Source organism: Mesorhizobium sp. PUT5, from assembly GCF_052216645.1.
In the GTDB taxonomy this organism is placed as follows: Bacteria; Pseudomonadota; Alphaproteobacteria; order Rhizobiales; family Rhizobiaceae; genus Mesorhizobium.
The window spans coordinates 24,657-50,764 of sequence record NZ_JBQOSO010000004.1 but is presented as its reverse complement, the minus strand read 5'-3'; the positions used below and the strand labels follow the sequence as shown (position 1 = coordinate 50,764).

25 protein-coding genes are annotated in these 26,108 nt (G+C 62.4%); 18 read left to right on the top strand and 7 right to left on the bottom strand.

Translation table 11 applies throughout. The features are described from left to right. The first annotated feature begins 222 nt into the window (after positions 1-222). The 11 genes from ACTDI4_RS22695 (at position 223) to ACTDI4_RS22645 (ending at position 9,751) form a co-directional block, all read left to right on the top strand. A complete protein-coding gene (locus ACTDI4_RS22695) occupies positions 223-1,962 on the top strand; it encodes a ParB N-terminal domain-containing protein (RefSeq protein ID WP_374818587.1) in 1,740 nt (579 codons plus the stop codon). Positions 1,963-2,051: 89 nt separating this feature from the next. Beyond that, positions 2,052-2,528 (top strand): hypothetical protein, encoded by a 477-nt coding sequence (locus tag ACTDI4_RS22690; RefSeq protein ID WP_374818584.1) that lies wholly within the window; start codon positions 2,052-2,054, stop codon positions 2,526-2,528. Continuing rightward, positions 2,525-3,409, top strand: coding sequence for a DUF7007 domain-containing protein (locus ACTDI4_RS22685; protein ID WP_374818581.1), 885 nt, complete (start codon positions 2,525-2,527; stop codon positions 3,407-3,409). Before ACTDI4_RS22690 ends, ACTDI4_RS22685 begins: the two co-directional genes overlap by 4 nt. Further along, complete coding sequence (locus ACTDI4_RS22680; RefSeq protein ID WP_374818578.1) at positions 3,409-3,732, top strand: hypothetical protein; 324 nt, start codon at positions 3,409-3,411, stop codon at positions 3,730-3,732. Before ACTDI4_RS22685 ends, ACTDI4_RS22680 begins: the two co-directional genes overlap by 1 nt. A 480-nt stretch (positions 3,733-4,212) precedes the next feature. After that, positions 4,213-4,800 (top strand): hypothetical protein, encoded by a 588-nt coding sequence (locus ACTDI4_RS22675; protein ID WP_442843470.1) that lies wholly within the window; start codon positions 4,213-4,215, stop codon positions 4,798-4,800. A gap of 334 nt (positions 4,801-5,134) precedes the next feature. After that, the gene (locus ACTDI4_RS22670; protein WP_374818572.1) at positions 5,135-6,061 is read left to right on the top strand and encodes an ArdC family protein; all 927 of its coding nucleotides are present in this window, start codon (positions 5,135-5,137) and stop codon (positions 6,059-6,061) included. Further along, positions 6,061-7,002, top strand: coding sequence for a hypothetical protein (locus tag ACTDI4_RS22665; protein ID WP_442843469.1), 942 nt, complete (start codon positions 6,061-6,063; stop codon positions 7,000-7,002). The genes ACTDI4_RS22670 and ACTDI4_RS22665 overlap by 1 nt, the downstream gene beginning before the upstream one ends. A gap of 646 nt (positions 7,003-7,648) precedes the next feature. After that, the gene (locus ACTDI4_RS22660) at positions 7,649-7,894 is read left to right on the top strand and encodes a PSK operon transcription factor (RefSeq protein ID WP_026227915.1); all 246 of its coding nucleotides are present in this window, start codon (positions 7,649-7,651) and stop codon (positions 7,892-7,894) included. Then, positions 7,894-8,298 (top strand): type II toxin-antitoxin system VapC family toxin, encoded by a 405-nt coding sequence (locus ACTDI4_RS22655; protein WP_018431454.1) that lies wholly within the window; start codon positions 7,894-7,896, stop codon positions 8,296-8,298. The genes ACTDI4_RS22660 and ACTDI4_RS22655 overlap by 1 nt, the downstream gene beginning before the upstream one ends. Before the next feature lie 678 nt (positions 8,299-8,976). Next, on the top strand, positions 8,977-9,285 hold the full coding sequence (locus ACTDI4_RS22650; RefSeq protein WP_018431455.1) for a DUF736 domain-containing protein: 309 nt from the start codon (positions 8,977-8,979) through the stop codon (positions 9,283-9,285). Positions 9,286-9,586: 301 nt separating this feature from the next. Next, positions 9,587-9,751: a hypothetical protein gene (locus tag ACTDI4_RS22645; protein ID WP_198292933.1), complete on the top strand. Its 165-nt coding sequence runs from the start codon at positions 9,587-9,589 to the stop codon at positions 9,749-9,751. Between the two features lie 46 nt (positions 9,752-9,797). On the opposite strand, the gene ACTDI4_RS22640 is transcribed toward ACTDI4_RS22645, so the two are convergent. Together ACTDI4_RS22640 and ACTDI4_RS22635 are read right to left on the bottom strand one after the other, a co-directional pair. Further along, on the bottom strand, positions 9,798-10,082 hold the full coding sequence (locus tag ACTDI4_RS22640) for a WGR domain-containing protein (protein ID WP_018431457.1): 285 nt from the start codon (positions 10,080-10,082) through the stop codon (positions 9,798-9,800). 462 nt (positions 10,083-10,544) lie between these two features. After that, positions 10,545-11,744 (bottom strand): DUF1173 domain-containing protein, encoded by a 1,200-nt coding sequence (locus ACTDI4_RS22635; protein WP_442843468.1) that lies wholly within the window; start codon positions 11,742-11,744, stop codon positions 10,545-10,547. A 158-nt stretch (positions 11,745-11,902) separates the two neighbouring features. Here ACTDI4_RS22635 and ACTDI4_RS22630 point away from each other — a divergent pair, with 158 nt between their 5' ends. Together ACTDI4_RS22630 and ACTDI4_RS22625 are read left to right on the top strand one after the other, a co-directional pair. Further along, positions 11,903-12,331, top strand: coding sequence for a hypothetical protein (locus tag ACTDI4_RS22630; RefSeq protein ID WP_245262445.1), 429 nt, complete (start codon positions 11,903-11,905; stop codon positions 12,329-12,331). Between the two features lie 54 nt (positions 12,332-12,385). Then, positions 12,386-12,655, top strand: coding sequence for a hypothetical protein (locus ACTDI4_RS22625; RefSeq protein ID WP_018431379.1), 270 nt, complete (start codon positions 12,386-12,388; stop codon positions 12,653-12,655). Here ACTDI4_RS22625 and traG read toward each other — a convergent pair. From traG to ACTDI4_RS22610, 3 genes are read right to left on the bottom strand one after another with little or no spacing between them, the layout of a single operon-like run. Continuing rightward, a complete protein-coding gene (gene traG, locus ACTDI4_RS22620) occupies positions 12,642-14,558 on the bottom strand; it encodes a Ti-type conjugative transfer system protein TraG (RefSeq protein ID WP_442843467.1) in 1,917 nt (638 codons plus the stop codon). The two genes, ACTDI4_RS22625 and traG, sit on opposite strands and share 14 nt — an antisense overlap. A gap of 23 nt (positions 14,559-14,581) precedes the next feature. Next, positions 14,582-14,845 (bottom strand): conjugal transfer protein TraD, encoded by a 264-nt coding sequence (locus ACTDI4_RS22615; RefSeq protein WP_442843513.1) that lies wholly within the window; start codon positions 14,843-14,845, stop codon positions 14,582-14,584. 49 nt (positions 14,846-14,894) lie between these two features. Then, entirely contained in the window at positions 14,895-15,119 is a 225-nt protein-coding gene (locus ACTDI4_RS22610; protein ID WP_442843466.1) for a TraC family protein, read from the bottom strand. A gap of 220 nt (positions 15,120-15,339) precedes the next feature. Here ACTDI4_RS22610 and traA point away from each other — a divergent pair, with 220 nt between their 5' ends. From traA to ACTDI4_RS22595, 3 genes are read left to right on the top strand one after another with little or no spacing between them, the layout of a single operon-like run. Further along, positions 15,340-19,971 carry a Ti-type conjugative transfer relaxase TraA gene (gene traA / locus ACTDI4_RS22605; RefSeq protein WP_442843465.1) on the top strand — a complete coding sequence of 1,544 codons (4,632 nt, stop codon included), beginning with the start codon at positions 15,340-15,342 and terminating at the stop codon, positions 19,969-19,971. A gap of 16 nt (positions 19,972-19,987) precedes the next feature. Further along, positions 19,988-20,257: a hypothetical protein gene (locus tag ACTDI4_RS22600; protein WP_442843464.1), complete on the top strand. Its 270-nt coding sequence runs from the start codon at positions 19,988-19,990 to the stop codon at positions 20,255-20,257. 3 nt (positions 20,258-20,260) lie between these two features. Further along, complete coding sequence (locus ACTDI4_RS22595) at positions 20,261-22,021, top strand: zeta toxin family protein (protein WP_442843463.1); 1,761 nt, start codon at positions 20,261-20,263, stop codon at positions 22,019-22,021. Positions 22,022-22,636: 615 nt separating this feature from the next. Here the strand turns inward: ACTDI4_RS22595 and ACTDI4_RS22590 are convergent. Further along, entirely contained in the window at positions 22,637-23,383 is a 747-nt protein-coding gene (locus tag ACTDI4_RS22590; RefSeq protein ID WP_442843462.1) for an autoinducer binding domain-containing protein, read from the bottom strand. Positions 23,384-23,949: 566 nt separating this feature from the next. Here ACTDI4_RS22590 and ACTDI4_RS22585 point away from each other — a divergent pair. Both ACTDI4_RS22585 and ACTDI4_RS22580 read left to right on the top strand, forming a co-directional pair. Further along, entirely contained in the window at positions 23,950-24,282 is a 333-nt protein-coding gene (locus ACTDI4_RS22585; protein WP_374818536.1) for a type II toxin-antitoxin system PrlF family antitoxin, read from the top strand. Positions 24,283-24,284: 2 nt separating this feature from the next. Then, the gene (locus ACTDI4_RS22580) at positions 24,285-24,776 is read left to right on the top strand and encodes a type II toxin-antitoxin system YhaV family toxin (RefSeq protein ID WP_442843461.1); all 492 of its coding nucleotides are present in this window, start codon (positions 24,285-24,287) and stop codon (positions 24,774-24,776) included. A 315-nt stretch (positions 24,777-25,091) separates the two neighbouring features. Here the strand turns inward: ACTDI4_RS22580 and virB11 are convergent, their stop codons facing one another. Then, a complete protein-coding gene (gene virB11 / locus ACTDI4_RS22575) occupies positions 25,092-26,105 on the bottom strand; it encodes a P-type DNA transfer ATPase VirB11 (RefSeq protein WP_442843460.1) in 1,014 nt (337 codons plus the stop codon). Positions 26,106-26,108: the final 3 nt, after the last annotated feature.

Genomic DNA, 26,108 nt, shown 5'->3' with positions numbered 1-26,108 from the left:
ATCGGTCGGACCGCTGACGCTTGCGCTCAACCGCGCCGGCTCGCGATCCCGGCCGCGTCGGCCTTCGCAGGGCTGTTAGCCCCGCTGGTCCTGCCGGGCAGGGATGCTCGGCCGCAGTTGCACCGGCCCGTCCGCTCCGCGGGCCGGGGGGTGTCTTCGAGAGGAAGACGAGAAAGGACGCAGCGATTGGCTGTGTCCGGCAACCCCGTAAGGAGCATTTCCATGGAACTGAAGTTTGTCGATCCGCGCGCGCTGAAGGGAAACCCCGACAAGGCGCGACGCTCCAAGTCGAGCCCGCAGGCGGACGCATTGCTGCTGGCGACCATCCGCGCCGTCGGTATCGTGCAGCCGCCTGTCGTTGCACCGGAACCGAACAGCGGCAACGGGTTCGTCATCGATGCCGGCCATCGCCGCGTCAAGCAGGCCATTGCCGCAGGCCTTGAAGAGATCGCCGTGCTGGTGATCGAACGCGCCGAAGATGGCGGCGCCATGCGCTCGCTCGCCGAAACACTGGCGCATGAACAGCTCAATCCCGTCGATCAGTGGCGGGCGATCGAACGCTTGGTCGCGCTCGGCTGGACCGAGGAAGCGATCGCGGTCGCTTTGGCTCTGCCGGTGCGCCAGATCCGCAAGCTGCGTCTGCTCGCCAATGTCCTGCCGGCGATGCTCGATCAGATGGCCAAGGGCGATATGCCCAATGAGAGCCAGTTGCGCACTATCGCCTCCGCCTCGCTCGACGACCAGAAGGAGGTCTGGAAGAAGCACAAGCCCTCGAAGGCCGACCCGCAGGTCTCCTGGTGGAGCGTGGCGCAGGGCCTGCAGAAGACCCGCATGTATGCCCGCGATGCGAGCTTCGGCGACGAGCTCGCGCAGGCCTACGGCATTGCCTGGGTCGAGGACCTGTTCGCACCGGCCGATCAGGACAGCCGCTACACGACGGATGTCGAGGCATTCCTGGGCGCACAGCAGGAGTGGATGACGCAGAACCTGCCCAAGAAGGGGGTCATCACCGAGACCAACAACTGGGGCCAGCCGGAACTGCCGAAGAAGGCCGAGCGCGTCTATGGGAAGCCGGGCAAGTCCGACCATACGGCTCTGTACCTCGACCGCGAGGGGAAGGTTCAGACGGTGCACTTCCGCATGCCCGAGGCGAAGAAGCCGAAGAAGGGCGAACAGCCAGCGGGCGAGGATGACGATGCTGCGGTCGTCGTGAAGACCCGCCCCGATGTCACCCGCAAGGGCATCGAGATGATCGGTGATCTGCGCACCGATGCCCTGCACGAAGCGTTGTCGCGGGCTCCGATCGAGGACAACACGTTGATGGCGTTGTTGGTCCTGGCGTTCGCGGGGCAGAACGTGACGGTGGCGTCCGGCACGCGCGACATCTCCTATTACGGGGCGGCCGGCCTTGGCGAACACGCCGCGCGCCTGTTCGACCAGGAGGGCAAGCTCGACTTCGACATTGACACGCTTCGGGTCGCGGTACGCTCGCTCTTGATCGACGTGCTGTCGTGCAGGGAAAACCGTTCGGACAGTGGCATCGCCTCCCGCGTGGCTGGCGATGTGATCGGCGCCGACGGCTTCCTGCCGAACATGGGCACGGAAGACTTCCTGTCGTGCCTGTCGCGACCGGCGCTGGAGGCGTCGTGCGCCGACACGTCGGTTCTTCCCCGGCAGAAGGTCAAGGACACCCGCGCGGCCTTGGTCGAGCACTTCAAGGAAGGTCGCTTCGTCCATCCGTCGGCGCTGTTCGGTCCCGACCAGACCAAGGTCGCGTCGTGGCTGAAGAAGAACGAGCGCGTCGAGCAGCCTGAAGACGACGGCACGCCGGAAGGCGAGGACGAGTTCGACGGCGATGCGGTCGTCGGGCCGGCGCATGACTATGTCGATGAAGATCAGGCTGCGGCCGACCAGAACCTCACCGACGAGCAGCGCGAGGCCTACAAGGTGGCCGCCGAGTAAGCGTCACACCTTCTCTTCCGAACGAGCATCCCGCCGCCGGTGCATCACCGGCGGCGGTTCTGTTTTCCACCCAACATCATGGAGAAACCATGTCCGCTCAGTTGATCTACGACCTCGTGCCGCTCGGCTCGACCCTGACATATTCCGACGGCTCCCCGCGCCCGCCCGAGAGGCATCGCAAAAAGCTGGCCGCCTGGGAGAACCGCAATTCCGGCGGCCGCCTGATCCGCAAACAGGCCGAAGCGCGTGTCGGCAATACGACGATCCCTGCCTCCATCACCCTCCATGAGGGCGACTATGGCAGTCAGGGGACGATCGTCCTGCGCGTCCACCGGACGTTTTCGGTGGACAGCGACCTCAAGTTCACGGTCAAGGAACGGCCCGCGATCGGCTCGGTCCTCGTCCTCGATCGCGCCGGCGACGACGCCGAGCTTGTCCATCTTGCCGCCGATCGCACCGCCGCCGCGGAATGGCTGACCCGCCACGGTTATCCGCATGCCGTGCTGCAGGAAATTACGGCCGATACGGAAGCCGCGGACAGTGTGGAGGGGAGGACGGCCGCATGAGCGCACCTGCTTCCGAAACCAACGTCGTCGAGACCTCCGGTTTTCCGGGGGTTTCTTTTGGCAAAAGTGCAGATGGCCTGCCCGTTGCACTCGTCGACGAGCACGCCTTCGCCATGGCCCCCGCCCGAAACGGGCGCCATTTCCTTGTAACCGGGTGGCGTATCCGGCGGCCCATGGCCGACTGGACGCGGAGCGACTTCTACGGTCATGGAGGCGACCTTGCCGATGAGAAGGCGTTCCGGGCAAAAGTTCTGGAAAACGCCGAGCACCAGCGCGAAAAGATCGCGCTCGGCCGACGCGAAGAGCGATCCACGGCCAATACGCCGTGGGGGCCATCACAGGGCACGACGGTCTATGCCGATGGCGTTGTCTTCCACTCGACGGCCGGCCATGGCGGCTTCCTTCTTTCGCCCGACCGCAACCGCAAGGTTCATCCGTCGATCCGCGTCACCGGCGGGGCCTATGAAGAGGATGAGGCCTGGGCGATCGTCGCCTTCAGCTTTCCTCATTTGTTCACCGCCTTTGAGCGGCGGGCTGCTGAAAAGACGATGAAGGACAGCTTCCCGGATGCGTGGGAGGCGATCACCGGGAATGTGCTTGGCGCCGGTGAATCCTGGAAGAAGGACGAACGTGCATTCTTCGCGGAGCACCGCGACGACTGGATCGTCATCTCGGCGATCATCTGCGACCACCAACCCGGCTTCACCGAAGTAATCGCCACCCCTGGGGGAAAACGCGGGTGGGGCACCGAGGAACGGCGCTTTCTCATTCCGTCGGTTCAATATCGTGTCGGCGGCTTCGGCTTCGTCATCGATCCGGAGCGACACGCCGTCTATGGCGGGCCGTCGAGCTTTGTCGGCTGGCAAGGGAGTCCAGCGTGATGGTCGCGCGAGGTCGCCGGGCGCGGCTCTTTCGCATGGAGGAAGCTCGCCGGCAAATCCAGCGTCAGCTGGACATGATCGACCGGCAGATCACGCGGCGCATGACAGCGCTGATCCCGCAGTTGCATCCGCGCCAGACCACGTATCGGCGCGGGAAGTCACCAGACCCTGGCGCATTCCTCGAACGGTATCGTGCCAATCTGGCTGCGATCACGGCGGAACGTCAGCCGGAAATCGACGCCTTGACCCGCAAACTGGCACGCCAGGAAAGCACTATCACCGCATTGCGGGCGCAGCTCGACCCGGAAGAACTGTGTGCGTGACGCAGATGTCGTTCTCGCCGCGGGACGACATTCAACCGTGGGACGATGCTGGTTGCAGCCATGGTGGCCAAGCAGCCCAGGGCAATCGTGGATGCACTTCGGGTGCGTGACAGGCCGTGGAACACCATGGCGGTGCGGAGCGACTGGACGCTTATCGAGCCGCATGCCGGTGTCGCAGACCATCCCTCGCCGCTCTTCCCGGCGGGTTTGCTGCGGTCTGAACCAGCGGCTGGCCCCTTCAAGGCCGCTATCGCGCCGCGCAGCGGCCGGAACCCCGCCGATCTCGACAAGGCCGGCCCGCGTCCAGCGCAGGGACCAGTGAAGAACTGGCCTCCGCTTGTCCGCAAGCCGACCTCGCTCGCCTGGCACGGTCCGGACCCTGAAGCGTCCAGCTTCCGCTGGTTCCTTGCGACCGCACCCGCAGGAAAGACCGGCCGAGGGCCGGATCACCTGAAGGGCATCGCTAGAAAGGTAAGCTCAATGTCCAGTTCAACCCGCTCCCCCAAGTCCAAGGCCCGCGTCGTCCCGCTCCGCAAAGGCACGACCCTCGAAATGGTCCGGCTTTGCTGCCCGGACGGCAACCAGGCCGCCCTCATCTCCGAAAGCTTCGGCCTTCCGGTCCTCGACAGCGACGGCATCCGCGAATTCCACCAGCGCAGCCTGATCGAAGGCGCCGACACCCTCTCCGAGGGGCTTTCCGACAAGGCGATGCAGATCCACCTGCAACGGATCGTCGGCTCCTATGTCGGTTCCGCCTACGGGGCAGGCCAGTTCTACTCGAAAGCCGTCACCGAGGCGAAAGACGCCACGGCCAAGCTCGCCAACGACATCCGCGACGAGGATCTGGGCGGACCGGTCGGCTTCGACAGCAACGCCCAGCGCAAGCGCGAATTCGCCGCCGACATGGGGCTTCAGTCCCACGCCCTGCGCATGGCCGCCGAGGGTGCCGTCGCCGCCTACGAGCATATCGTCGGCGAGACCTGGAAGCCCTACGAGCGTCAGGTCGAAAATCCCGGCCAGACCGTCAGCCGGCAGGCGGCCGACCTCCAGATGGCGGCGCTCGGCTAGCCAATCCCGGGCGGAGCTTCGGCTCCGCCCTCATCTTCCCATCGAGGCTGGTGTCCTTGCGGACACCGGCCTTTTCGCATGTGCGTCGCAAAGGAAACCCGAGAAATGAAAGAGATTCTGCAGTCCGCGCCAGTCGCGGCCGTCACGAATGTTGGTCCTGCTCCGGTCCTCGGCCCGCGAAACGGCTGCGCCGTCCTTCACTGACGTTGCGGCCCGCAACCGACATCTCTCCTTTTTCCGATTGCTCTCGAGCGGGTTCGCGAACCTGCGGTCCTGCGCTTGCGGACCTCGTGACGGCCGCGACTGGCGCGGCCTCGAATGGAGGTTTTGGAAAATGAGCAGGAAAGAGAGCAAACCCCGCGTCGATATCTACGCGAAGATCACAGACCGCATCGTCGCGGAGCTGGAAAAGGGCGTGCGTCCGTGGGTTCAGCCATGGAGCGCTGGGAATACGACTGGTCGGATCACGCGGCCGCTGCGCCACAACGGGCTGCCGTATCAAGGCATCAATACGCTGCTTCTCTGGTCCGAGGCGGTAGCGCGGGGGTTCGTCTCGCCCACCTGGATGACGTTCAAGCAGAGCGTTGAACTCGGCGGTCATGTCCGCAAGGGCGAGACCGGCTCGATGGTCGTCTACGCCAGCCGCTTCACCCGCACAGAAACTGATGCGAAAGGCGAGGAAGTCGAACGCGGCATTCCCTTCCTCAAGGCCTATACCGTGTTCTGCGCCGATCAGATCGATGACCTGCCGGCGCAGTATTACGGCAATCCCGCGCCGGTGGCCGATCCGGTCGAGCGCATCGAGCATGCCGATGCCTTCTTCACCAATACCGGCGCTATCATCCGCCACGGCGGAGACAAGGCATTCTTCAATCCGGCGCTCGACATCGTGCAGATGCCGCCCTTCGAGAGCTTTCGCGATGCCCCGAGTTACTATGCGACTTTAGGGCATGAGCTGACCCATTGGGTTGGATCGGAAAAGCGGCTTGATCGCAATCTCTCCCGCTATCACAAGGATCGCTCCTTCAGGGCGCACGAAGAACTGGTCGCGGATTTGGGCGGTTGTTTTTTAGCGGCCGACCTCGGCATCGTCCCTGAACTGGAGCCGAGGCCGGATCACGCGAGCTACCTGGCGAGTTGGCTTGAAATTCTCAAGAACGAGAAGCGCTTCATCTTCGCCGCGGCTGCCCACGCCCAGCGTGCCGTCAACTATCTGCACGATCTCCAGCCGGGTGCGACGCAGGTCGCGGAGGCGGCGTGATGCTCTTCGCTCCGAACATCGTGGGGGAGGGCACTGAGCCCTCCCCGATCCGCCTGCGCGCGCTTTCGCTTGGTGCCGGCGTGCAGTCCACTACACTCGCCCTGATGGCGGCCCATGGCGAGATCGGCCCCATGCCCGATTGCGCCATTTTTGCGGATACCGGCTGGGAGCCACAGGCCGTCTACGATCATCTCGCATGGCTGATGTCGCCCAACGTCCTGCCGTTCCCGGTCCATATTGTTTCGGACGGCAATATTCGCGAGCAGCTTATCGCGGCCGGGCAGGGCAATCGCTGGGCCTCGATCCCCGCCTTCGCCAAGACCGTCACGCCGGCAGGCACGGTGGTCCCGGTCCTCGACGAGGACGATGAAGGCGAGCTCATCGAAGTCGCCACGCGCCAGACGACGACGGGGACCGTCTCGATCGGCATGATCCGCCGCCAATGCACCACCGACTACAAGATTGTTCCAATCCGTCGGAAGGTGCGCGATCTCGCGGGCCTTACCCGCAAACGCTCTCCCTCCTTTCCGGTCGTCGAATGCTGGATAGGCATCTCGACGGACGAGATTGTGCGCGCCAAGCCGAGTTTCGAGGCGTGGCAGGTCAAGCGTTTCCCGCTGATCGAAAAGCGCTTGAGCAGGCGGGATTGCCTCGCCTGGCTGCGTCGGCACGACTATCCCGATCCTCCGAAAAGCGCGTGCATCGGCTGCCCGTTTCACAGCAACGCCGTATGGCGATCGATGCGCGAACAGGATGCCGTTGCATGGCAGGACGCCGTCGAGGTCGACCGGGCGCTGCGGACAGGACTCAGGGGCATTCGCGGCGAGGTATACCTGCATCGATCCTGCGTGCCGCTCGAGGACGTCGATCTATCGACCGCCGCTGACCGCGGGCAGCTCGATCTCTGGCCGAATGAGTGCGAGGGCATGTGCGGTGTATGAGGCCGGCTTTGCCCCCGTAACGTTCGGGCCCATCACACGCGAGGAGCTTAACGCCCATCTCGTTCTATAGGGTCACAGGATGGGCGAGATCCACCGCCCGACGCGCGGCTGGTCCTACGGCCTGCGCCACGAGGGCCGGCTGCTTGCCGTCGTCGCGACCGACACGCTCATACGTGAGCGTGTCGCCGGCTTGACGCGGCACGATGCAGTCGAGCTTTCGCGCCTGTGCGCAGCAAAACCGGATCTCTGCCGCGTGGCGCTGCGCCTCTGGCGATCCTTCGCCTTCCCGGCAATTGCTGTCGCACGCGGCTGCCGCTGGGCGGTCAGCTATCAGGATGCCGCCCTCCACAGCGGCAATCTCTTTCGGTTCGACGGGTGGGTTACACTCGGTCGATCGCGGAGCGGGACCGACTCCCGGTCCGGACGCCGGGGCCGAAGAAAGGTCATCTGGGGCTGGTGCGACGATCCGCAAATCAGGCGGAGCCGGGCCGTCGGTCTGGCGACGACGCCGACGGAGCGAAAGAGCGGACCGATTACCTTCAACGCCGAGGATGGCGTCGCGGCTGTTCCCTTCCAGATCGGCGATCTTGTCAATGTAGACGAGAATATCTACATTACTGGCAAGAACTATCTACATGGAGGCCCCATGCCAATCAATGTCAATAACCCGGAGGCTGATGCGCTGACGCGCAGGTTCGCCCATATGGCCGGCGTCAGCATCACCGATGCGATCGTCATCGCGATGAAGGAGGCGATCGAGCGCCGGCGTGATGCCGAGAGCCCGCTTCAGACGGCTGCACGGCTTCGTGAAAAGCATGGCGTGTCGCTGCGCAAGGCGGCGAAGAAGCCGCTCCCGCGCGAAGCTTTCGACAAGATGTGGGAATCGGAGTGATGTTCGTCGACGCGTGCGCGATCATCGCCGTGCTGTCCGATGAACCGGAAGCGGGCCGCGTCTCCGATGCCATCGCTTCCGGGAAGAATGCCTTCACCTCGCCGGTCGCCGTGCTTGAGGCGGTGCTCGGTCTTGCGCGTCCCGACAAGTTTGGTCTTTCGGTATCGGAGGTGGAGCCGATCGTTGCCGAGTTCCTCGACGAGCGCGGGATCGAGGTCCGGGATCTGCCGCCTGCAGCCGAGACCACCAGGCTGGCACTGTCGGCGGCTCACCGGTATCGCTCCGGCCGCCATGGCCTCAATCTCGGCGATTGCCTGCATTACGCCTGTGCGAAATATTTCGCGGTGCCCATTTTGGCCACGGCCGACGAGTTTCGCCAAACCGACGTTGCCACCGTTCCGTAACGAATGCCACCTCGGTCCCGAGGCCAGGAGGCGGCGCGCCTTAGCCGGCTGTAGTTTGTCGGTCCGCGATCGGGACCCCGCCTGTACGGTCGCCCCTAGCGGTTAGCCATTCAGCTTGAAACGAGAGCCGGATAGGCAGATTGCCGGTCGCTTCTCCCTATCGCGCACCATAGACGCAGCGTCGTTTCAATCCGTGGGTCAGCCTGACGCGTCGTGTCGGGCGCTTCTCTCGGTGATCTCCCAGTGCGTCACCGTGTCGAAGCCGGTGCGAGACAATGTGGCTGCGGTCCCGCCTTTGGATCTGAGGCGCTGCGTGGCCTGACTGCGGCCGCGATGGGCTCTCGACCGAAAAGTCGCGGGCTCTTGGGTATGACGCCGTCGACGGAAATGCCGATCTTCATTCCGGTTTCCACAAGGCCACGCCCATCTGCGTTCTCGATGTGACTGGTCTGACCGAAGGAGGATCCCGCGAGCGGTCTCTCGATCTTGTCCCGGCAACGGCCTTCGCGACTTTCTTCCCCTGACGGCTGCGCCGCCATTCCTCGCGGACCAAGAAAGTCGCTCCCGGCCGCCTTCCACTTCGTTCCAGCCTTTCAGGTGCCAGTCGATCGCCTCCGGTCCACCGACCGTCATCGAGGTCGCGATGGGCGCGGCCCGAGCAACAAAGGAATGAGACACATGGCTACCATCGGCACCTTCGCTTCCACGGGCAACGGCTTCAGCGGCTCGATCAAGACCCTCAACCTCAACGTCAAGGCCAAGCTGGTCCGCATCGACAACCCCTCCGACAAGGGACCGCACTTCCGCATCTTCTCCGGCAATGTCGAACTCGGCGCCGCCTGGCAGAAGGTCTCCGCTGAAGGTCGCGACTACCTCTCGGTCAAGCTGGACGACCCGAGCTTCCCCGCTCCGATCTACGCCACCCTGATCGAGGTGGAAGGCGAGGAAGGCCTGCAGCTGATCTGGTCCCGCCCCAACCGGGACTGATCGCCCCGACAGAGGACCCCGCCGCACAGGCGGGGTTCCTCTCAGCTATGGAGAAGCCGGAACCAGGCATCGAGCCTGGCCCGACTTTTTTGCTGCCATCCGGTTGGGGGGAGGTCTGCACAGATCGTCCGAGGGTGTCACGGCGTTCCGAAGGCCCCAAGGACTTCGTGGTACCCCCAAAATGCTGACGCATTTCGGCTCCCCCACTCGCCGGCTCCGCCGGTCGCGTGCCGCGCTCCTTGACCCCTCCGGCCCACCATGACCGGCGGTGTCGTCTTTCACCAACATCAAGGAGATGAACATGTCGATCGATCAACACATCGAGGAACTGCGCGCCGAGCTGCGGAACGCTGTCTACCGCGACGAGCGCCGCGAAACCGAAGCCGCTTTGGAGCTCGCGCTTGCCGAGCGCGAAGCCATCTGGACCGAGCAGGAGGCGCTGATGAGCGCCGAGCCTCCTTTCTAGGAGGCTTTCGCCCTGATACCTAATCTCATAGGCCGGATCGACCGGCCTATGAGGTTCGCCGAGCCCGGCGATCATGCGGCCGGCCGCCCGTTTGCGGGCCGTAACCACGCGTGCGTTTGCTACGCAGCAATTCCAGGAAGAGCTGCACTGCCTCTTCCTCTTTGTTGAAATGATGTTGCATGACCTGCCCGCGCGCGCCGATGCGCCCCCATCTACGGGTCAGGCAGACGTCTCCGAACAGCGTCACCTCGATCGACATGGCGTAAAACCGGGCCATGTTCTTGGCGGGATCCATCCGCTCGACGTAGAGCTGGTAGGGTTGCGCGATCATAGGGACAGAATCGCGCTTTACCATTTCAAGGTCCAACGACTTCTATGAATCGGTTGCTGGTTGCCGATTCATTCTGGTGATGGATCAGCCCAAGCGTTCTGTCGTGATCTACGCCATGGCTCAGTAAGCTCTTCCTCGATCGACGGCTCGCCTCGTGGCGATGCGCGCGGTACGCCCATATCGGGGTGTATCAAGAAAGTGGGAGAGGTGCCTTTCCGGTTGACGGACGCAAGGCTGCTCGCAGAAAGATGCTGGGCGAGGCCCTACGGGCACGGCTTTGCTCGCTGCGCTCATCGAACCCGCTTCGCGGTTTCGCCCCATGGGGGCGGCGATCCTCTCGCGGTGCGGCGCTGCCGTGAGAACCTGATTGCCGCCGGGACAGCGGGAGCGGAGCAGGGCCGGCTGCGCTCGGCAAGCGCACGCGGCTTTGAGATCCCCTGGACGATGAACCGCCCCCTCCTTTCATAGGGGAATATCAGGCATAGGCCCGTCGGCAATCTCCCAAATCCACGAAGGCATTTCGCTCTCGGAGACAAGCAGTTCGAGGGTCCCGCGATACTCGCCATCCGCGTCATCGGGAACGATGTACATTGCGATGGGTTCGCCCCCGTCACGGCTCAGCACGACGCTCGCCATCGGTTGTGTCGGCGGCAAATTGTAACGCAGCCCCTTCGCGAATATGACACCGCGCTCCGCGAGCGCCTCGAGCAGCATGCCTTCGTATTGGCTTTCGAATGGGATCCACCGTTCGCTGACCAACATCAGCGCGATCGCCTCGATCACGGCAATACCGGAAACCCCGACGCCGAATGTGGCCGCGGCGATGAGATGCGAGTCCGGGCTCGCATCCCAAAGCGCCAGTTCGCGAGCAAAGACCTTATTCATGCGACGGTTGACGTCCTCGGCCAGCATGAACGGATAGCGCGGGGCGTGTTTGATGATCAATCGTGAGCCAGACCGGGCTGGCTGTATCTCCTTCACCTCTCCGATCAGGATCGCGAGCGAACGGCGATTGCCCTGCGACTGGACCGCTCTGCTCAGAAACTCCTGGCGACGCTGGACGATTCCATCCACGCGCGCCGCGTCAAACATCTCCGGCATGTAAAGCACCGCCGAAAGCGGCTTTCCCTTCGCGCTCGAACTTGACGCCGCCTCGATCAGGAATTTGCGGACCACCGCCCAATTGCGCCTGCCTGCCATCGCCGGACGCCAGCGATTGAACTGTGCCCGGTCCCATAGAAAATGCAGCATCGCCTTCAACGACAATCGGGCACCGTCGGTCCTGACGTCGCCCGGATCAGCGCTGTCACCGATTGCAGGCGCGGTCCGGCCGCCGAGCTTCGACAGGCTAAACCCGAGTTTCAGCGCCGTCGTGCCGTCTTGCACATTCTCGATGATTGCCTCGCCCTCGACTGCGCTGAGGCCCGAAAGGTCGGATGGCGGCTCGTAGGATTCGCAGTCGGGCGCGTGCTGCGCTCCGGTGCCCGGCATCCGTTTCAGGATATGGCGGTCTTCAAACCGCGCGATATACATCGGCACGCCGCCCGCCTGACAGAGGCAAAGGGGGTGTTCCCGATTCGAATAGGCATCCGCCAACCGGTCGTCGAACACAGTATCTGCGACATCGACATCAATCCCACCCATGCGGATATGCCGGCTCATGGTTTTTCGGTTCCTGCGGTCATCATGGGCATAGTCTCCTCTTCACGCGTAAGGCTGCGTTAGGTTGCTCCTGCGGTTTTCACCGACTTGCTGTTCGTCGGGGTTCTTCTTGCATCAATCGAACTCTGCCGATTCTCATTCTCCCAGTTTCAGGTACAATGACGCTCACCGCGAAAGGACAACGCATGCGAAATCCCGCAGACGGCGATCACAACCCCCTCAACGGTGCCTCCGGCGCTGCTGCCCCGATGTCCGTTCTCATCGCATTGCCCTTCAATGTGCTCGAGGCCATTGGGCGCGCTGGTTTCTACACCGCCTGGTATCTGCTCTATTTCGTCGCCTGCGCGTTTCGGGCCTTCACTGGCTTTCTCGTTCTCGCCGGCATCGTCATGCTTCCTGTATCGCTCGGGGTCTTCGTCAATCCCGATGCCGCGCCGATGCCGTGGTGGTTCTTCTTGTCTGCGGCTGTGGGCATGTTCGTATTCGCGCTCGCCTACAATCTGTTCATCGGCTGGTTCGCGCCGCCCGGCGCAGAAGATCCGTTCGACCGGTATCGGCCATCGCCAACGGCCTGCAAGCGCCGATAGCGCGAAGACAGAACCGGCAGACTTCAAAGAAACACCATTCAAGGAGATGGCCGCATGTCGAGTATCACCAAAGCGGCAAACGCCACGGACCAGATTCAGGACCACGTCAGCGTCGCAATTGATCGACTTCAGCACGGGTTCAACGGCCGGATTGTCAACGGATACGGCATCTATTCCGACCCCTCCATGCGTCGCTCGGATTTGGTCGAAGCGCAGAAAGCCATTGAGGCGGCGTTGTCTGTCATGCGAAGCACCGACTGGCCGAGCAACGCGGAATACGACGCGCTTGATCAGGGCAGCGAAGAGTCGGTCAACTCGCCTTGACGAACCTGTTTGGACCAGCCTGCGCATCCATGTCCTTTCTCCGGAAGTAGATCGCCCGCCCGCAGCGGATCGGATCATGGCCCTGCACGATGATGATCTGCTCGTCCTTGCGCATCTGTTGCGTGATTTCGTGGGGCATGATCAGCGGTCGGCGTTGCAGGTTCAGGCTTTCCGACTTCCGCATTCCGCCGTTCGAATTGCTCCACCCGACATTGCGAGATTTCCCCTGAACCTCAACGGTCATCTCACCGCATTGGGCGGAGACGTTGCGCGCCGTGTCGAGTGCTTTGATCGCGGCATAGGAGGCGAAGGCGCAGCCATCAATCCATGACGTCGCGCCATCTTTCCCGAAATGCCGTTCGAGCTGACCAACCGATTGGTACATGAGCATCAGGGTGATGCCATATTTGCGGCCGCGATCACGCGCCTCTTCGAGAACGCGCATATAGCCGAGCAAGTCCACCTCATCCAACATGAAGAGGGCGCGGCGTTCGAACGCGCCGTCGGCTTGCGTCATGGCATTGATCAGTGAGCCGATGATCACCCTGCCGATGCCGGGATAAGACCGCAGGATCGCCGCCGGGATGTTCAGGAACACGTCCTTTTTGCCTGAGACGATATCGCTCGATTTGAACGTTCGCCCGCAGACCAGTGCGGCGTAATCGTCGAGCGACAGCCACTGCGTATCCTTCGACGCCGTGGAGTACACGCCGGAGAATGTCTGCTCGGTCATGTTGGTGAAGACGCCGAGCGTTTCGCGGATGAACGCAGACGCCGATGTCTCCTGAATATCGCGCAGCATGGCGAGCACCGAGGGTTCCGGCTCGGAGACGATCTGGCGCAAACTGCGCAGGTTCCGTCGGCCGGCATATTCCGGAGAGAGCACCACATGGGCCAGCAACCCCGTCAGAAGGTTGTGCGCCTGGTTCTGGAAATAGCTACCGGTCGAGGATTCGAAGCGCGCGCTTTCCGACAGCAGCATGTGGGCTACCGCGACGATATCCTCCTCCTTGTGTTTTGACGTTTCGATCCAGTCGAGCACGTTGAAACCCGTCACCGGATTTGTCGGATCGAGAACCATGCATTCGCGCCCGAGCTTTTGGGTGCGGTGCTCGACAACCATCGGTGCGACCTCGGTCGAGGGATCGAGGCAGATCAGGGGGCCGGTATAGCGCAACGCCGTCGGCACCACATTGCTGGTGGTCTTGAATCCGCCTGAGCCGGCGAAGAACAGCATATGGGTGGAATCGAAATCCTGCTTATAGGTGAGCAGCGGCGCAGTGCCGCCGCTCCCCCATGTCTCGCGGTCGGCCGGATCGAACGGCACGTCGCGGATGGTCTCCTTGTCGACGCGGTAGCGTTCGCCGACGACGATCTCGCCATCTGGCGGAAACAGCTTTGCGGCGGCCGACATGGTGAGCCAATCGGCATCACCGAAGGTTCCGCGCTTGGCGCGCTTCACCGGATCGGACACGACGACCGATATCCGCGCCGATATCGCGACGATGACGAAACCGACGGCCGCAGCAATGACGGCGAAGAAGTCGAGATAGGACAGCACCTCGTCCCAGGTCACCGCGCCGCTCTCGACGGATGGGGACAGCCGCGCATATTCGCGCAAAGCGTAAAAGCCGGCGACCCCGAGAAAGCAGATCAGGCTGACCATCGCCACCGGCCGGCGGCGGTGCATCGTCAGCGCGAAGACAGTAATCAATCCCGCGATCGGACCGAAGAGCAGATTGGGAACGGGTGCTGAGCGTAAGAACCAATAGGCATTGGCAGGCGAGAACCCGCCCGCCATTGCCTGCCATCTGTACGATGTGATCGCCAGGGTCACCGCTGTCACGACGGCAGGCACGATTGCCCATAACAGCGCCGGCTTCAGTTTCGTCTTTCCCGCCATGACCGGCTTCCTCTTGCTGGCGCTTAGTCGCCGTTGGCCTGTTCGGAATCGTCGGAGACGGGCGATCCCGTATCCGCCGCTTCGGCGCCCTTCATCCGATCACGTTGGAAGGCCATGCCGCCTTTTGCCTTCAGCCGATGATGCTCCGGCGATCCGACGCGCACGGTCGCGGCTTCCAGCAGGACACCGAGCAGGAACGCCCGATCGGCCTGTCGCAGCCCGGCCTTCACCACCAATCCGCCGAGCGTGATTTTTTCGCGCGCGTCTTTCTTGCGATCCTCTGTCATCGTCTGCCGCCGCCTTCGTTCCAGGGCCACAATCCGCCGATCGAGGCGCTTAAGCAGATGCGCCTGAAGGCCCCTTGGCCCCCTTGCGAAATCGCGCGGCGATCTCCTCGAAGACGGCGTCGAGCTCATTGTCGGGAATATCCATCTCGGCCAGCCCTGCCTTGGCCGCCGCGCGCGCGAAGCGTTCATTGGCTTTGGCGAGAATTCCACGGCGTTTTTCGCGTAGTTTCTCTATCTGGGCGTCAATCTCTGAAATCGATGATTTAGCGCGCATTTTCTACTTTATCCTTTCCGGAAGCCTTCCTTTGCACGGCGATTATACCGTGTAGAAACGCATAGTAAAAGATGCTAGTTTGCGTCGCGCCGTGAGGCTCAATTTTGGTCTGCGCCCGCAAGGGCGCATCCCGAGAAGCGGCATCGGTCCTGCGGCCCGATCTGTTCGAGGGCGCAATATACGTCGCTGACGCGACATGCTTGGGAGAGGGTCTGATCGCATGGCGATCATGTTCGTACGGGCACAGGTGATCAGTCGGGGTGCGGGACGCAGCGTCGTCTCGGCTGCCGCCTATCGCCACCGTACGAGGATGGCGGAAGAGCAGACGGGGATGAGCTTCCGCTATGAGGGTGGCAAGGCCGAGCTCGTGCATGAAGAGCTGGCGCTGCCGGACCAGACGCCGGCGTGGCTCCGCACCATGATCGACGGGAGGACGATCGCCGGCGCCAGCGAGGTGTTGTGGAATGCCGTCGATACCTTTGAGAAGCGGGTGGACGCGCAGCTTGCGCGCGAGATGATCTTCGCGCTGCCGGAGGAGCTGTCGAAGGCGGAGAGCATTGCCCTGGTGCGCGAATTCGTGCGCGACCACCTCACCTCAAAGGGGATGGTTGCGGATTGGGTCTATCACGATAAGGACGGCAATCCGCACATCCACCTGATGACCACCTTGCGGCCTTTGACCGACGACGGCTTCGGCAACAAGAAGGTCGCGGTTCTAGGCGATGACGGGAAGCCGCTGCGTGTCGTCACCCCTGATCGGCCGAACGGCAAGATCGTCTATCGGCTGTGGGCCGGTGACAAGGACACGATGAAGGCATGGAAAATCGGCTGGGCGGAGACGGCCACCAAGCATCTGGCGCTTGCCGGTCACGATATCCGCCTGGACGGTCGCGCCTATGCCGAACAGGGCCTCGACGGCATCGCCCAAAGCCATCTCGGCCCGGCAAAGGCGGCGCTCGCCCGGAAGGGCAGGGAGATGTATTTCGCACCGGCCGCCCTGGCGAAGCGGCAGGAAATGGCCGACCGGCTCGCCGACGAACCCGGCCTTTTGCTGAAGCATCTGAGCCGTGAACGCTCGACCTTCGATGAGCGGGAAATCGCCAAGGCGCTGCATCGTTATGTCGATGATCCCAGCGTCTTCGCCAATATCCGTGCGCAACTGATGGCGTCGTCGGATCTGGTGACGCTGAAGCCGCAGCAGATTGATCCGGACACAGGAAAGGTTGCCGACGTCGCCGTGTTCACCACACGCGCCATGCTGCGCACCGAATACGATATGGCGCAGTCGGCGCGGGAGCTGTCGCGCCGATCCGCTTTCAAGGTGACGTCCGAAAGGGTCGATGACGCCATTCGCGTGGTGGAGAGCCGCGATCCGGAAAGACCGTTCAGGCTCGACGCGGAACAGGTCGATGCGGTCCGGCATGTCACTGCCGATGGCGCCATCGCCACCGTGATCGGATTGGCCGGTGCGGGCAAATCGACCCTGCTCGATGCGGCGCGCATTGCCTGGGAGGCGGACGGCCGTCGCGTCGTCGGAGCGGCCCTTGCCGGTAAGGCCGCCGAGGGTCTTGAAGAAAGTTCCGGGATCAAATCGCGCACGCTCGCGTCATGGGAACTGGGCTGGGCGGACGGGCGCGATACGCTGCAAAGGGGTGACGTCTTCGTCGTCGACGAGGCCGGCATGGTGTCATCCGAACAGTTGGCGCGAGTCTTGAAGATTGTCGAGGATGCGGGCGCAAAGGCGGTGCTGGTCGGTGATCCGATGCAGCTTCAGCCGATCCAGGCAGGCGCCGCGTTTCGGGCGATTGTGGAGCGCATCGGCTTTGCCGAACTGACCGGGGTGCGCCGCCAGCGTGAACAGTGGGCGCGCGACGCGTCCCGCCTGTTCGCGCGCGGAAAGGTCGAGGAGGCGCTCGATGCGTATGCGCAGCATGATCGCATCGTCCAGCTTGAAACCCGCGATGCGGCGATCGAGCGGATCGTCGAGGATTGGGGGCAGGCGAGGGAGGACTACCGGAACAAGGCGGAATCGGAAAGCCGAGTCCTCAGCGGTTCGGAACTGCTGGTTCTGGCGCAAACCAATGATGATGTCGGAAAGCTCAACAATGCGATCCGCTCCGTGATGCGTCGCCAGGAAGCGCTTGGCGAGGACCGCGCCTACCAGACCGAACGCGGTGTACGACAGTTCGCCGTTGGTGACCGTCTGATCTTCCTCGAAAACGCCCGCTTCTTTGAAAAGCGCGCCGAGCATCTTTCCGTACAGCATGTGAAGAACGGTATGCTCGGCACCGTGGTACGCACCACGAACGAGCGCGGCGAGACGCTGCTGACGGTAAAACTGGATGCGGGGCGGGAGGTAACGTTCGGCCAGGACACCTATCGCAATGTCGACCATGGCTATGCGGCGACCGTGCACAAATCTCAAGGCGCGACCGTGGACAGGACGTTGGTTCTGGCCACCGGCATGATGGATCAGCATCTCGCCTATGTTGCGATGTCGCGACATCGCGATCGGGCCGATCTCTATATGGCGCACGAGGATTTTGCGCCGCGCGAGAAATGGGGCAGGGCGCAGCGCGTCGATCACGCCGCCGGCGTCACCGGTCAACTGGTCGAAACCGGCGAAGCGAAATTCCGTCCAAACGACGAAGATGCAAAAGAGAGCCCATATGCCGACGTCAAAACCGACGACGGCGTGGTCCATCGCGTCTGGGGTGTCAGCCTTCCGAAGGCTATTGAGAAAGGCAGCGTCGAGCTCGGTGACACCGTCACCTTGCGCAAGGACGGTGTCGAGCAGGTGACGGTGAAGATACCCATCGTGGATCCCGAAACCGGCAAAAAGACCTTCGAGGACCGGGAGGTCGAACGCAATGTCTGGACCGCAGAGCGGGCCGAGACTGCGGAAGTCCGGCAGGCGCGTATCGCTCAGGAAAGCCATCGCCCGGAACTGTTCAGGCAGTTGGTCGAGCGGCTGTCCCGCTCCGGCGCCAAGTCGACTACGCTCGATTACGAATCCGAAGCGGGCTACCAGGCACAGATTGTCGACTTCGCCCGCCGCCGCAACATGGATCATGCCATCGAGCTTGCTGCCGGAATGGAGCAGGGGGTGGAGCGGCATCTGTCGTGGATCGGCGCACAGCGTGATCGCGTGGCGCGGCTTTGGGAGCGCGCCAGCGTCGCGCTCGGCTTTGCGATCGAGAAGGAGCGCAGCGTCTCCTATGACGATCGGGCGGTTCGGACGCAAACGGTCGCACCGGCATCAGTCGAAGAGGCGCGATATCTGCTCGCGCTACAGGCGCGTTTTGTCCGGTCGCTCGAAGAAGACGCGCGGATCGAGCATCTGGCCTCGGCACGGTGGAAAGAGCGAGAGGCGATCCTGCTGCCCGTGCTCGCGCGCATCTATCGCGATCCTGCTGCCGCCCTCGATCGGCTGAATGCGCGAGCTTCGGACTTCGATGGCGAGCCGCGGCGGCTTGGTGAAGATCTTGCGCGCAGTCCCTCGATGCTCGGCGCCATGCGTGGCAGCGACAGCCTGGTCGATGGCCAGATCGCGCGGAAAGAACGGGCTGAGGCCGTCGCCGCTGTTTCGGATCTCGAGCCTCTGGCCCGCAGTCACGCCGACAACTTCAAGCGTGACCGGGCCACGTATGAGAACCATGAGCATGCGCGTCGCGCCGCCATGGCACTTTCGGTTCCGGCACTTTCCCCGCATGCGGTGGCGCGGCTCGATGAAATCGAAGCGGTGCGCGAGAAGGGCGGCGAGGGCGCCTACAAGACCGCCTTCGCCTATGCAGCCGAAGAGCGTTCGCTGGTGCAGGAGATGAAGGCCGTCGGCGAAGCGCTGACCGCCCGCTTCGGCTGGAGCGCCTTTACCGAAAAGGCCGACCAATATGCCGAAAAGCAGATGGTCGCGCGCATGCCTGAGGGAGTGTCCGAGGCAAAACGGCAAGAGCTGACGACGTTGTTTGCGGCCGTGCGCCGCTTCAACGAACTGCAGCATCTGGCCGAGAGGCGCGATCCGTCGCGGATCGTGGCGCCAGCGGCCTACGATCCGGCACAGGCTCCAGAGATGTCCAAACCGCCTGCCTTGCCGATGCTCGCGCCGGTCACCGAGTTCGCATCAACTGTCGATGAAGAAGCCAAGCAGCGTGCGCTGGAGGTTCCCCGTTACAGACAGCAGCGCGCCGCACTTGCCGAGGCCGTGCAGCGCGTCTGGCGCGATCCCGTCGCGGCACTCGCCACGATTGAGGATCTGGTCGTCAAGGGCGTCGAGCCCGAGCGCATCGCTCGTGCCGTCGGGAACGACCCTGCCGCCTATGGCGCATTGCGCGGTTCCGACCGTGTTGTGGATCGGCTCATGGCCACCGGGAGGGAACGCAAGGCGGCGGTCGAAGCCGTGGGGAGTGTCACCGCCAGCGTCGTTGCGACGGGCAAGGTCTGGCAGGGCGCGTTCGACGCCGAGAAGGCGACCATTGCCGCGGATCGGGAGCGGATGAGCGTACCGGTGCCCGGACTGTCGCCACGGGCGGTATCCGAGCTGGCCCGCCTGACCGACGCTGCCGAAAAGTCACCCAAGGATATTACCCGTCTGGTGCGTTCTCTGGACGCAACGGTCAGAGCGGAGTTCGCATCCGTCAGCAAAGCGCTCGACAAGAGGTTCGGGCCGAACGCAGTCGGCCGTGGACAGGCCAACGTCATCGATCGGGTGCCGGCGGCGCAGCGCAAGGTCTTCGAGGCCATGAAGCCCGGCCTCAAGGTGCTGCAGAATGCTGTTCGCGCTGACAAGGCCCAGGACATCATCGCCGAGCGCCAGATGCGGGCGCTCAACCAGACCAAGGGCATCACGAGATAGCGGAAGGGATAAGACAATGACCGAACTGACAACAACGTTCGACGCGATCGTGCGGGCCGAGCTCGCCATCGAGATCATGAACCAGGCGCGCGGGCTGGTATCGGAACGCGTTGCCGCCATCGAGGCGAATGATCCGGCCGGCGCCGAGGCGCTACGCGCGAAGCGGCGTCAGTTGCTTGCGGTGCAGAATCGCATCCGCGTCGGCGATCGTGAGCACATCGAAGCCGTGATCGCGGAATGGGGGCCGCGGGTCAAAGACGCGGCCTCCTTCTGGCGGGAGCTTTGATCCATGGCGGTCGAAGCTAAACTCGGCCGGCTGTCGGAGGCCCAGAACGAACACATCTTTCGCACGGAGATCCTGCCCGACTATCTCCCCGACGATATCGGCAAGGCGGATCGGCCGACGCTGATCGTGCTCGGTGGCCAGCCCGGTTCGGGCAAAACAGCTCTGCTGACAACGAGCCTCACGGAGCTGGAGCAATCCGGTCCCGCCATCCGCGTCGTCGGAGACGATCTGCGGTCCTACCATCCGGGATTTGTCGCACACCAGAATGCCGATCCGATGACGGCGTCACGCTTCACGCAGGCCGATGCCGGCATCTGGAGCGAGAAGTTGCTGACGGCTGCCACCGAACGCGGTGTCCACGTCGTGTTCGAAACCACGATGAGGACCCCCGACAATGTCGAGAAGGTCATGACGACCGGACGATCGGCCGGCTATCGCATCGAGGCGCGCGTGCTGGCCATCAGTCCGCGGGTCAGTTGGCAAGGTTGCCACTACCGCTTTGAGGAATTGCATCACGCCGGCGCTGCAGCGCGGATCCCGCCGCGCGCCGTCCATGATGCCGCCGTCACCGGCCTCGCAGAAAGCCTGGAGCGCATCGAGCGCCGCAAGCTCGCAGATCGTCTCCTGATTCAACGGACCGATGGCGAGGCGGTCTATGACAATGTTCTATCCAACGGACAGTGGCTGGCGGCAGCCAGGGCGCGACAGGTGCTTGAGGAAACGCGAAGCCGTCCATTATCCCGCGAGGAAATCGACGGCTTCGCGCTTGTCTGGGCCAAGGTCGTCGCTCGGATGGAGGCTCGCAGCGCGCCGGCAACCCTGCTTGATGAAGTCAAGGCCCACTCACGCGATGATCTAGCATGGTTCCTGTCGGAGCGGCGCCGTGCGGATGAGGACGATGCCATGAAGACGGCGAGGGAGGTCAAGCAGCGGATCGCCATCGATCGAAGCCCCATCATTCCAGGCGGCGAAGAACCCCTGGCACGTCCTCACGCACGGGATCGTGAGGAAGAGAAACCGGAGTGGCAGGTTCGACCAGGAGAGGTTTTGATTCCCGGAAGGGACGTGCCCGATCTGAGCGACGCAGAGATCGGCACCAAGCTGCGGCAATCCACACGGTTGGAGCAAAAGCGTTCTGAAATCGAACGGTTGTCGCAACTGGTCTATGGAAGTGCCGCTGCCACATCCGCAACGGTCGAAGGCGTTGATGGGGCCATGGCTGGCTCGGTCGCGGGGCAGGATATCCGGTCGGGAAAGCTTGGACCCATGGCGGGCGAGGGCGGTCGGTTCCTGCGTGCCGAGAGCCCCGAGCGCCAGACTGCGAAAGCACATCTGCCGCAGCTCGCCGCCGCTATGGAAGACTATGGCCGCACGGTCGATTTCGAGCGGCATCAGATCGAAACCGGACATCGTGAGGAACAGCATCGTCAGCGGCAGGAAATCCGAGCGCCATCCGAAGGTTTGACGGCGATCCTGCGGGCGCCGGCGCACGAGCAGGCTGCGAGGCTGCACGCCGCCCCGCAGTTGCGACGGGAACTGGACGGCATCGAATCGTCAATTAATCGGCGGTTGACGCCCGCGGATCGAAGCGCCTTGAAATCAGGGGATCTCAATCGACTGTCGAGAAACCTCGCTGTCCCCCATGACCGTGTCGCCACGCTTGCACGCGTGCAGTCTCAGGTGCAGGCGGTGCATGGACAGACCCAGCTGCAGCGACAGCAATTGGAACGCGGTCGCAACGCTGCAATCGCGCTCAAGCGATAGGCAGTTGGGTCCCGCCGGCAGAAGGATCCACCGGGATCATGAAACAGGATTGTCCTCTGGGGGCGCTCCCGCCCCTCGGTACGGCGGCGGGCTCGAGCTCTAGTCTAGCAGGAGGTTATCTGACCGGATTTGACGATGGCCCGGACGGCCGCAAATGGCTCTTCGTCCGCCTGCATCCACAGAACACACCTCGGCGCATCGTCTCGGTGCGTCCTCAAGGCGGACTCGAGCAACATTTTCGTTCCTATGCAGGTCAGTAGATCCACAGCGTCAACGCGCAGCCACAGCATTCCTGGCACGGGTCGTATGACAGCTCGAGAGGATTCGAGCTCCAGAACAAGGTCATCGCCCTCCCACCTCTGATCCTTGCAGTGCGACGCAAGCGCAGCATTGATTGTTTCAGCGAGATTTTCCTGATCAGTAAACCTTAGACATGCTTCATTCGAGGTACGCATATCAAGACACTTCTATATAATCCCTGCGGATCGCCGAGCATGATCTTCCTGTCGGCTCGGCTCAAGTGTCCACCTTGACACTCGTTTAACGGAGAAAAATCCGATAGTGCGACCCCTGCTGCAGTGAAGCGAAGCCGCTGAACGCCTTTCGGGGCGGGCTTTACAGTGTCTGATGATCGCTCCAGGCAAAGAAGACTTGAGCGGCTTGGAGACGGGTAGCGACGCGTAATTTGAGAAGGATGCGACTCACGTGATAATGGACCGCTCGAGTTCTCAGGTTCATGATCGTCGCAATGTCGGTGTTCGACTTTCCGTCAGAGATCCATTTGAGGATTTCCAGTTGACGTCCACTGAGCGCTCGCAGCCCAATTGCCTCGTCGGCCGAGACGTTTGCGCAAAGTCCCAGCATCTCTGCTTTGGCCTGCGCCGCTTGGGCGACGCATTGAGCAGATCTGACAAGGTCGGGTGGGAGTTGCATCGGTCGATAGGCATCGAGGGACATCAGGCTCGCATATCCCGGACCGTGCGCGAGCGGCACCATAATGCCGGTCGCCAGGCGGTTCTCGTGAAGAAATTCCAGGAAGCTTTGACTGCGAACGTCACTATAGCGTTCCGAAGATCCATCCCAAACAAAGGGGCGGCTGCTCCCGATGGTGCGCGCGATAAGCACGTCGTCATCGAGCCAGTTCAGCCGCTCATAGTCGTTCATGAATTGCTCGGTATAGGTGGTGAAAATGGGGTTCATCACCAGCTCTGCCTTCGATTGCCGATGACATGACAGCATGAATGCATCGAAACCGAGCACGCCGCAGGCCCTGTCAAGCGCAGAGAACAGCGACTGCGATGTCTCGGCAGCATGGATTTCGCTGAGCATTGTCATGCTCTTCTCGTGCACATCACCGCTCATTATGACCTCCTGACATGATGCCTCTGTCATCATTTCAGCTTCATGTTCGATCCGGTGCAGATGATGGCGGGCGCCTGCACCTATCGATCGCCGTTTGCCATAGCGCTACCTTTAATGGCGAACCGTCGCAAACGCGACAGAACAGCTATTCGGCGACCCTTCTTCATCCGAAAACATGCCGGTGAACGTTGGCGGGTCTCTATGCGCAGATCGTGAGAAGCTGGGTTTGGCCTAGATTACCACGTTGCCACTTCCCGGTAATGCGAGGCGCCGCGCGCTAGTAAAGCAAAATATATAGAAATATCAATTATTTAGTTCCATAATGAAACTTATGCGATTCAGTCTCAACACACTCAGCTGTCTCGCCGTGCGGACCCGCTTAATGACACGCTTGGCGGTATCGCCAATTTCGTAGATCATCTGGCCACGACCTGATTGCGGGACGCTGCATGGCGACTGCGAAATGAGTGCAGGCGGTAACCGCCGAACCGCGAACCGCGATCGCCGAGCTTGACGAAGTAAGGAAAATTCCTTACCTTTGCTGAAGTTTAAGTTTGGAGCCAATCATGGGCGCGCTGTTGAAAGAGGAAAGCACCATCACCGCCAAGGGCCAGACGACCGTCCCAAAGGCTGTCCGCAAGGCTTTGGGTGTAGACTATGGCGGGCGCATCGCCTTTTTTGTCGACGACCAGCACCGGGTCTATGTCGAGAAGGCGACCGAAGAGACCAGTGATCCGGTTGTCGATCGCTTCCTTGAATTTCTGGCGCACGACATGGCCAAGCACCCCGGCAGGTCCATTGTCCCGCTGCCCCCAAGCCTGCGTGATCGCATGATCTCCCTTGTCGGGACCATGGACGTTGACCTTGATGCCGAGATCGACGGGGATGTCGCGCTCTAGCCATGCTCACGATCAATGGCTGGAGCATCCTCGCGCATACCCTCTTTCTCGATCAGTTGGAGAAGCTGACCGAGGCTGTCGAGTCGTTGAAGGCGAAAAAGCCTGACGAGTACCAGAAAAATGCGAACACGAAGCTCCTGGCAGCGTTGAACAAGCTCGTGTTCCAGACGATCCCTGCCGACCCCACGGCAACTGTCTATCGACAGGGCCTAACGCTCGGCGATGCACATAAGCACTGGTTTCGGGCGAAGTTCGGCAATGGTCGATTCCGCCTGTTCTTCCGCTATGACTCGGCCGCGAAAGTCATCATCTTCGCTTGGGTGAATGACGAAAAGACCTTGCGGACCTACGGCGCGAAAACCGACGCCTATAAGGTCTTCAAAGCAATGCTGAGCGATGGGAACCCGCCAGACGATTGGGCCTCGCTCAAAAAGGAGGCGTCAGAGAAGCCGGCCGTTGAGCGGCTGGAAAAAAACTCGCCCCCTGACCTCTGACGATGAGGCAGGAGCGCGTTGGTGCTTCGGACCATATCGTCACGCTATCACCGAACCAAGGATGGCCGCCGAGGCGATGGCAGTCAGTGCCGTCACCGGGATCGGCTACCGGATCGCCATGAGGATTGTGATCTCCTCGCTAGATGGCTGCCCACAAAGTCGAGCGCGACTGATCGTGATGAGCACCGGTCATCATCTGCTGCTAGTCGTTCTCGCAAGTTTATTGCCCGCACCGAAGCGAATTGGGTCATTTGCAACCCGATCCAGCGAATGCCGGGGCCAGTTCGTCCTCTCCGATCGGAATGTGCGAGCTGATCACGGCCTGATGGTTGCCGATCGCTCATGGTCTGCGAAATAGATCTCGGTCACACGGAAACGGCCACCGACCCTCTTGCACTGGACGATCACGTCTATGGAAATCTTGAGCAGATTGCGGATATCGTCCCGGTCGAGGTCTTGCCCCCCGTCGGATTCCTTGACCAGGAGCGTCAGTTGCTCGAACGCCAGGCTTGGTGAATCCGCGTGAACGGTGGTGATCGAGCCGGGGTGCCCGGAATTGATGTTTCGGATGTAGTAGAATGCAGTGCCGTCACGTAGCTCCTGCAGCAGGACCCGATCTGGACGCATGCGCAGGCACGATTCAAGCAAATCCTTCGCGCCGAGCTTTGCCAGCCCCTGCCCGCCCTTGGAGTAGAACAGCCGGACATGGTTCGGCTGCGGGATCGTCAACTCCGGTGTATCTTCAATGCTGATGAGCCGTTCGTCGTCTGGAATGTGCTGGATCAGCGCCTTCGAGATCGTGGTCTTGCCGGATCCCGTGGCGCCGGAGATGATGATGTTCTTGCGCGCAAGAACCGCACCTTCGAGAAAGACGCGATACTGTCCGCTGCGGTAGCTCGCCAACAACGGATCTTCACGAGAGGTCTGATCGGCGCTCGCAACGACATTCTCGAACAAGCCGCCCTCCTCCAGGTCGGCTGTGGACAGCGCAACGGATGAGGGTTTGCGGATGGTGATGGAGACGGTGTCTCGTGTCGTCGCTGGCGGGATTACGATCTGGATGCGTTCGTCGTCCGGAAGGGTGGCGGAGAGAAGCGGTCGCGTCTCGTCGATGCCCTGATTGGAGTAACTTGCCACCGCCCGCGCCAGCCGCATCAGCTTGTCAAACGACAGGTCCGGCAGATCGTGGCTTTGCCAGCCAGCCGTTCCTTCCGTCAGCACTTCGCCGGGTCGATTGATGACGACCTCGTAGAGGCTCTCGTCTTTCAGGAAACGATCGAGCGGCAGAAGCAGTTGGCGGACGACGCCGGCATCGGAGTTTTCCGCCATCCC

Bases quoted from the DNA above. Each gene is read 5' to 3' on its own strand.
- virB11 (WP_442843460.1), bottom strand. From the start codon at position 26,105: ATGGCGGAAAACTCCGATGCCGGCGTCGTCCGCCAACTGCTTCTGCCG.
- ACTDI4_RS22680 (WP_374818578.1), top strand. From the start codon at position 3,409: ATGGTCGCGCGAGGTCGCCGGGCGCGGCTCTTTCGCATGGAGGAAGCT.
- traG (WP_442843467.1), bottom strand. From the start codon at position 14,558: ATGGCGGGAAAGACGAAACTGAAGCCGGCGCTGTTATGGGCAATCGTG.
- ACTDI4_RS22670 (WP_374818572.1), top strand. From the start codon at position 5,135: ATGAGCAGGAAAGAGAGCAAACCCCGCGTCGATATCTACGCGAAGATC.
- ACTDI4_RS22660 (WP_026227915.1), top strand. From the start codon at position 7,649: ATGCCAATCAATGTCAATAACCCGGAGGCTGATGCGCTGACGCGCAGG.
- ACTDI4_RS22695 (WP_374818587.1), top strand. From the start codon at position 223: ATGGAACTGAAGTTTGTCGATCCGCGCGCGCTGAAGGGAAACCCCGAC.
- ACTDI4_RS22580 (WP_442843461.1), top strand. From the start codon at position 24,285: ATGCTCACGATCAATGGCTGGAGCATCCTCGCGCATACCCTCTTTCTC.
- ACTDI4_RS22595 (WP_442843463.1), top strand. From the start codon at position 20,261: ATGGCGGTCGAAGCTAAACTCGGCCGGCTGTCGGAGGCCCAGAACGAA.
- ACTDI4_RS22655 (WP_018431454.1), top strand. From the start codon at position 7,894: ATGTTCGTCGACGCGTGCGCGATCATCGCCGTGCTGTCCGATGAACCG.
- ACTDI4_RS22675 (WP_442843470.1), top strand. From the start codon at position 4,213: ATGTCCAGTTCAACCCGCTCCCCCAAGTCCAAGGCCCGCGTCGTCCCG.
- ACTDI4_RS22665 (WP_442843469.1), top strand. From the start codon at position 6,061: ATGCTCTTCGCTCCGAACATCGTGGGGGAGGGCACTGAGCCCTCCCCG.
- ACTDI4_RS22690 (WP_374818584.1), top strand. From the start codon at position 2,052: ATGTCCGCTCAGTTGATCTACGACCTCGTGCCGCTCGGCTCGACCCTG.
- ACTDI4_RS22640 (WP_018431457.1), bottom strand. From the start codon at position 10,082: ATGATCGCGCAACCCTACCAGCTCTACGTCGAGCGGATGGATCCCGCC.
- ACTDI4_RS22585 (WP_374818536.1), top strand. From the start codon at position 23,950: ATGGGCGCGCTGTTGAAAGAGGAAAGCACCATCACCGCCAAGGGCCAG.
- ACTDI4_RS22615 (WP_442843513.1), bottom strand. From the start codon at position 14,845: ATGACAGAGGATCGCAAGAAAGACGCGCGCGAAAAAATCACGCTCGGC.
- ACTDI4_RS22630 (WP_245262445.1), top strand. From the start codon at position 11,903: ATGACGCTCACCGCGAAAGGACAACGCATGCGAAATCCCGCAGACGGC.
- ACTDI4_RS22625 (WP_018431379.1), top strand. From the start codon at position 12,386: ATGTCGAGTATCACCAAAGCGGCAAACGCCACGGACCAGATTCAGGAC.
- ACTDI4_RS22685 (WP_374818581.1), top strand. From the start codon at position 2,525: ATGAGCGCACCTGCTTCCGAAACCAACGTCGTCGAGACCTCCGGTTTT.
- ACTDI4_RS22635 (WP_442843468.1), bottom strand. From the start codon at position 11,744: ATGAGCCGGCATATCCGCATGGGTGGGATTGATGTCGATGTCGCAGAT.
- ACTDI4_RS22590 (WP_442843462.1), bottom strand. From the start codon at position 23,383: ATGAGCGGTGATGTGCACGAGAAGAGCATGACAATGCTCAGCGAAATC.
- ACTDI4_RS22600 (WP_442843464.1), top strand. From the start codon at position 19,988: ATGACCGAACTGACAACAACGTTCGACGCGATCGTGCGGGCCGAGCTC.
- ACTDI4_RS22650 (WP_018431455.1), top strand. From the start codon at position 8,977: ATGGCTACCATCGGCACCTTCGCTTCCACGGGCAACGGCTTCAGCGGC.
- ACTDI4_RS22645 (WP_198292933.1), top strand. From the start codon at position 9,587: ATGTCGATCGATCAACACATCGAGGAACTGCGCGCCGAGCTGCGGAAC.
- traA (WP_442843465.1), top strand. From the start codon at position 15,340: ATGGCGATCATGTTCGTACGGGCACAGGTGATCAGTCGGGGTGCGGGA.
- ACTDI4_RS22610 (WP_442843466.1), bottom strand. From the start codon at position 15,119: ATGCGCGCTAAATCATCGATTTCAGAGATTGACGCCCAGATAGAGAAA.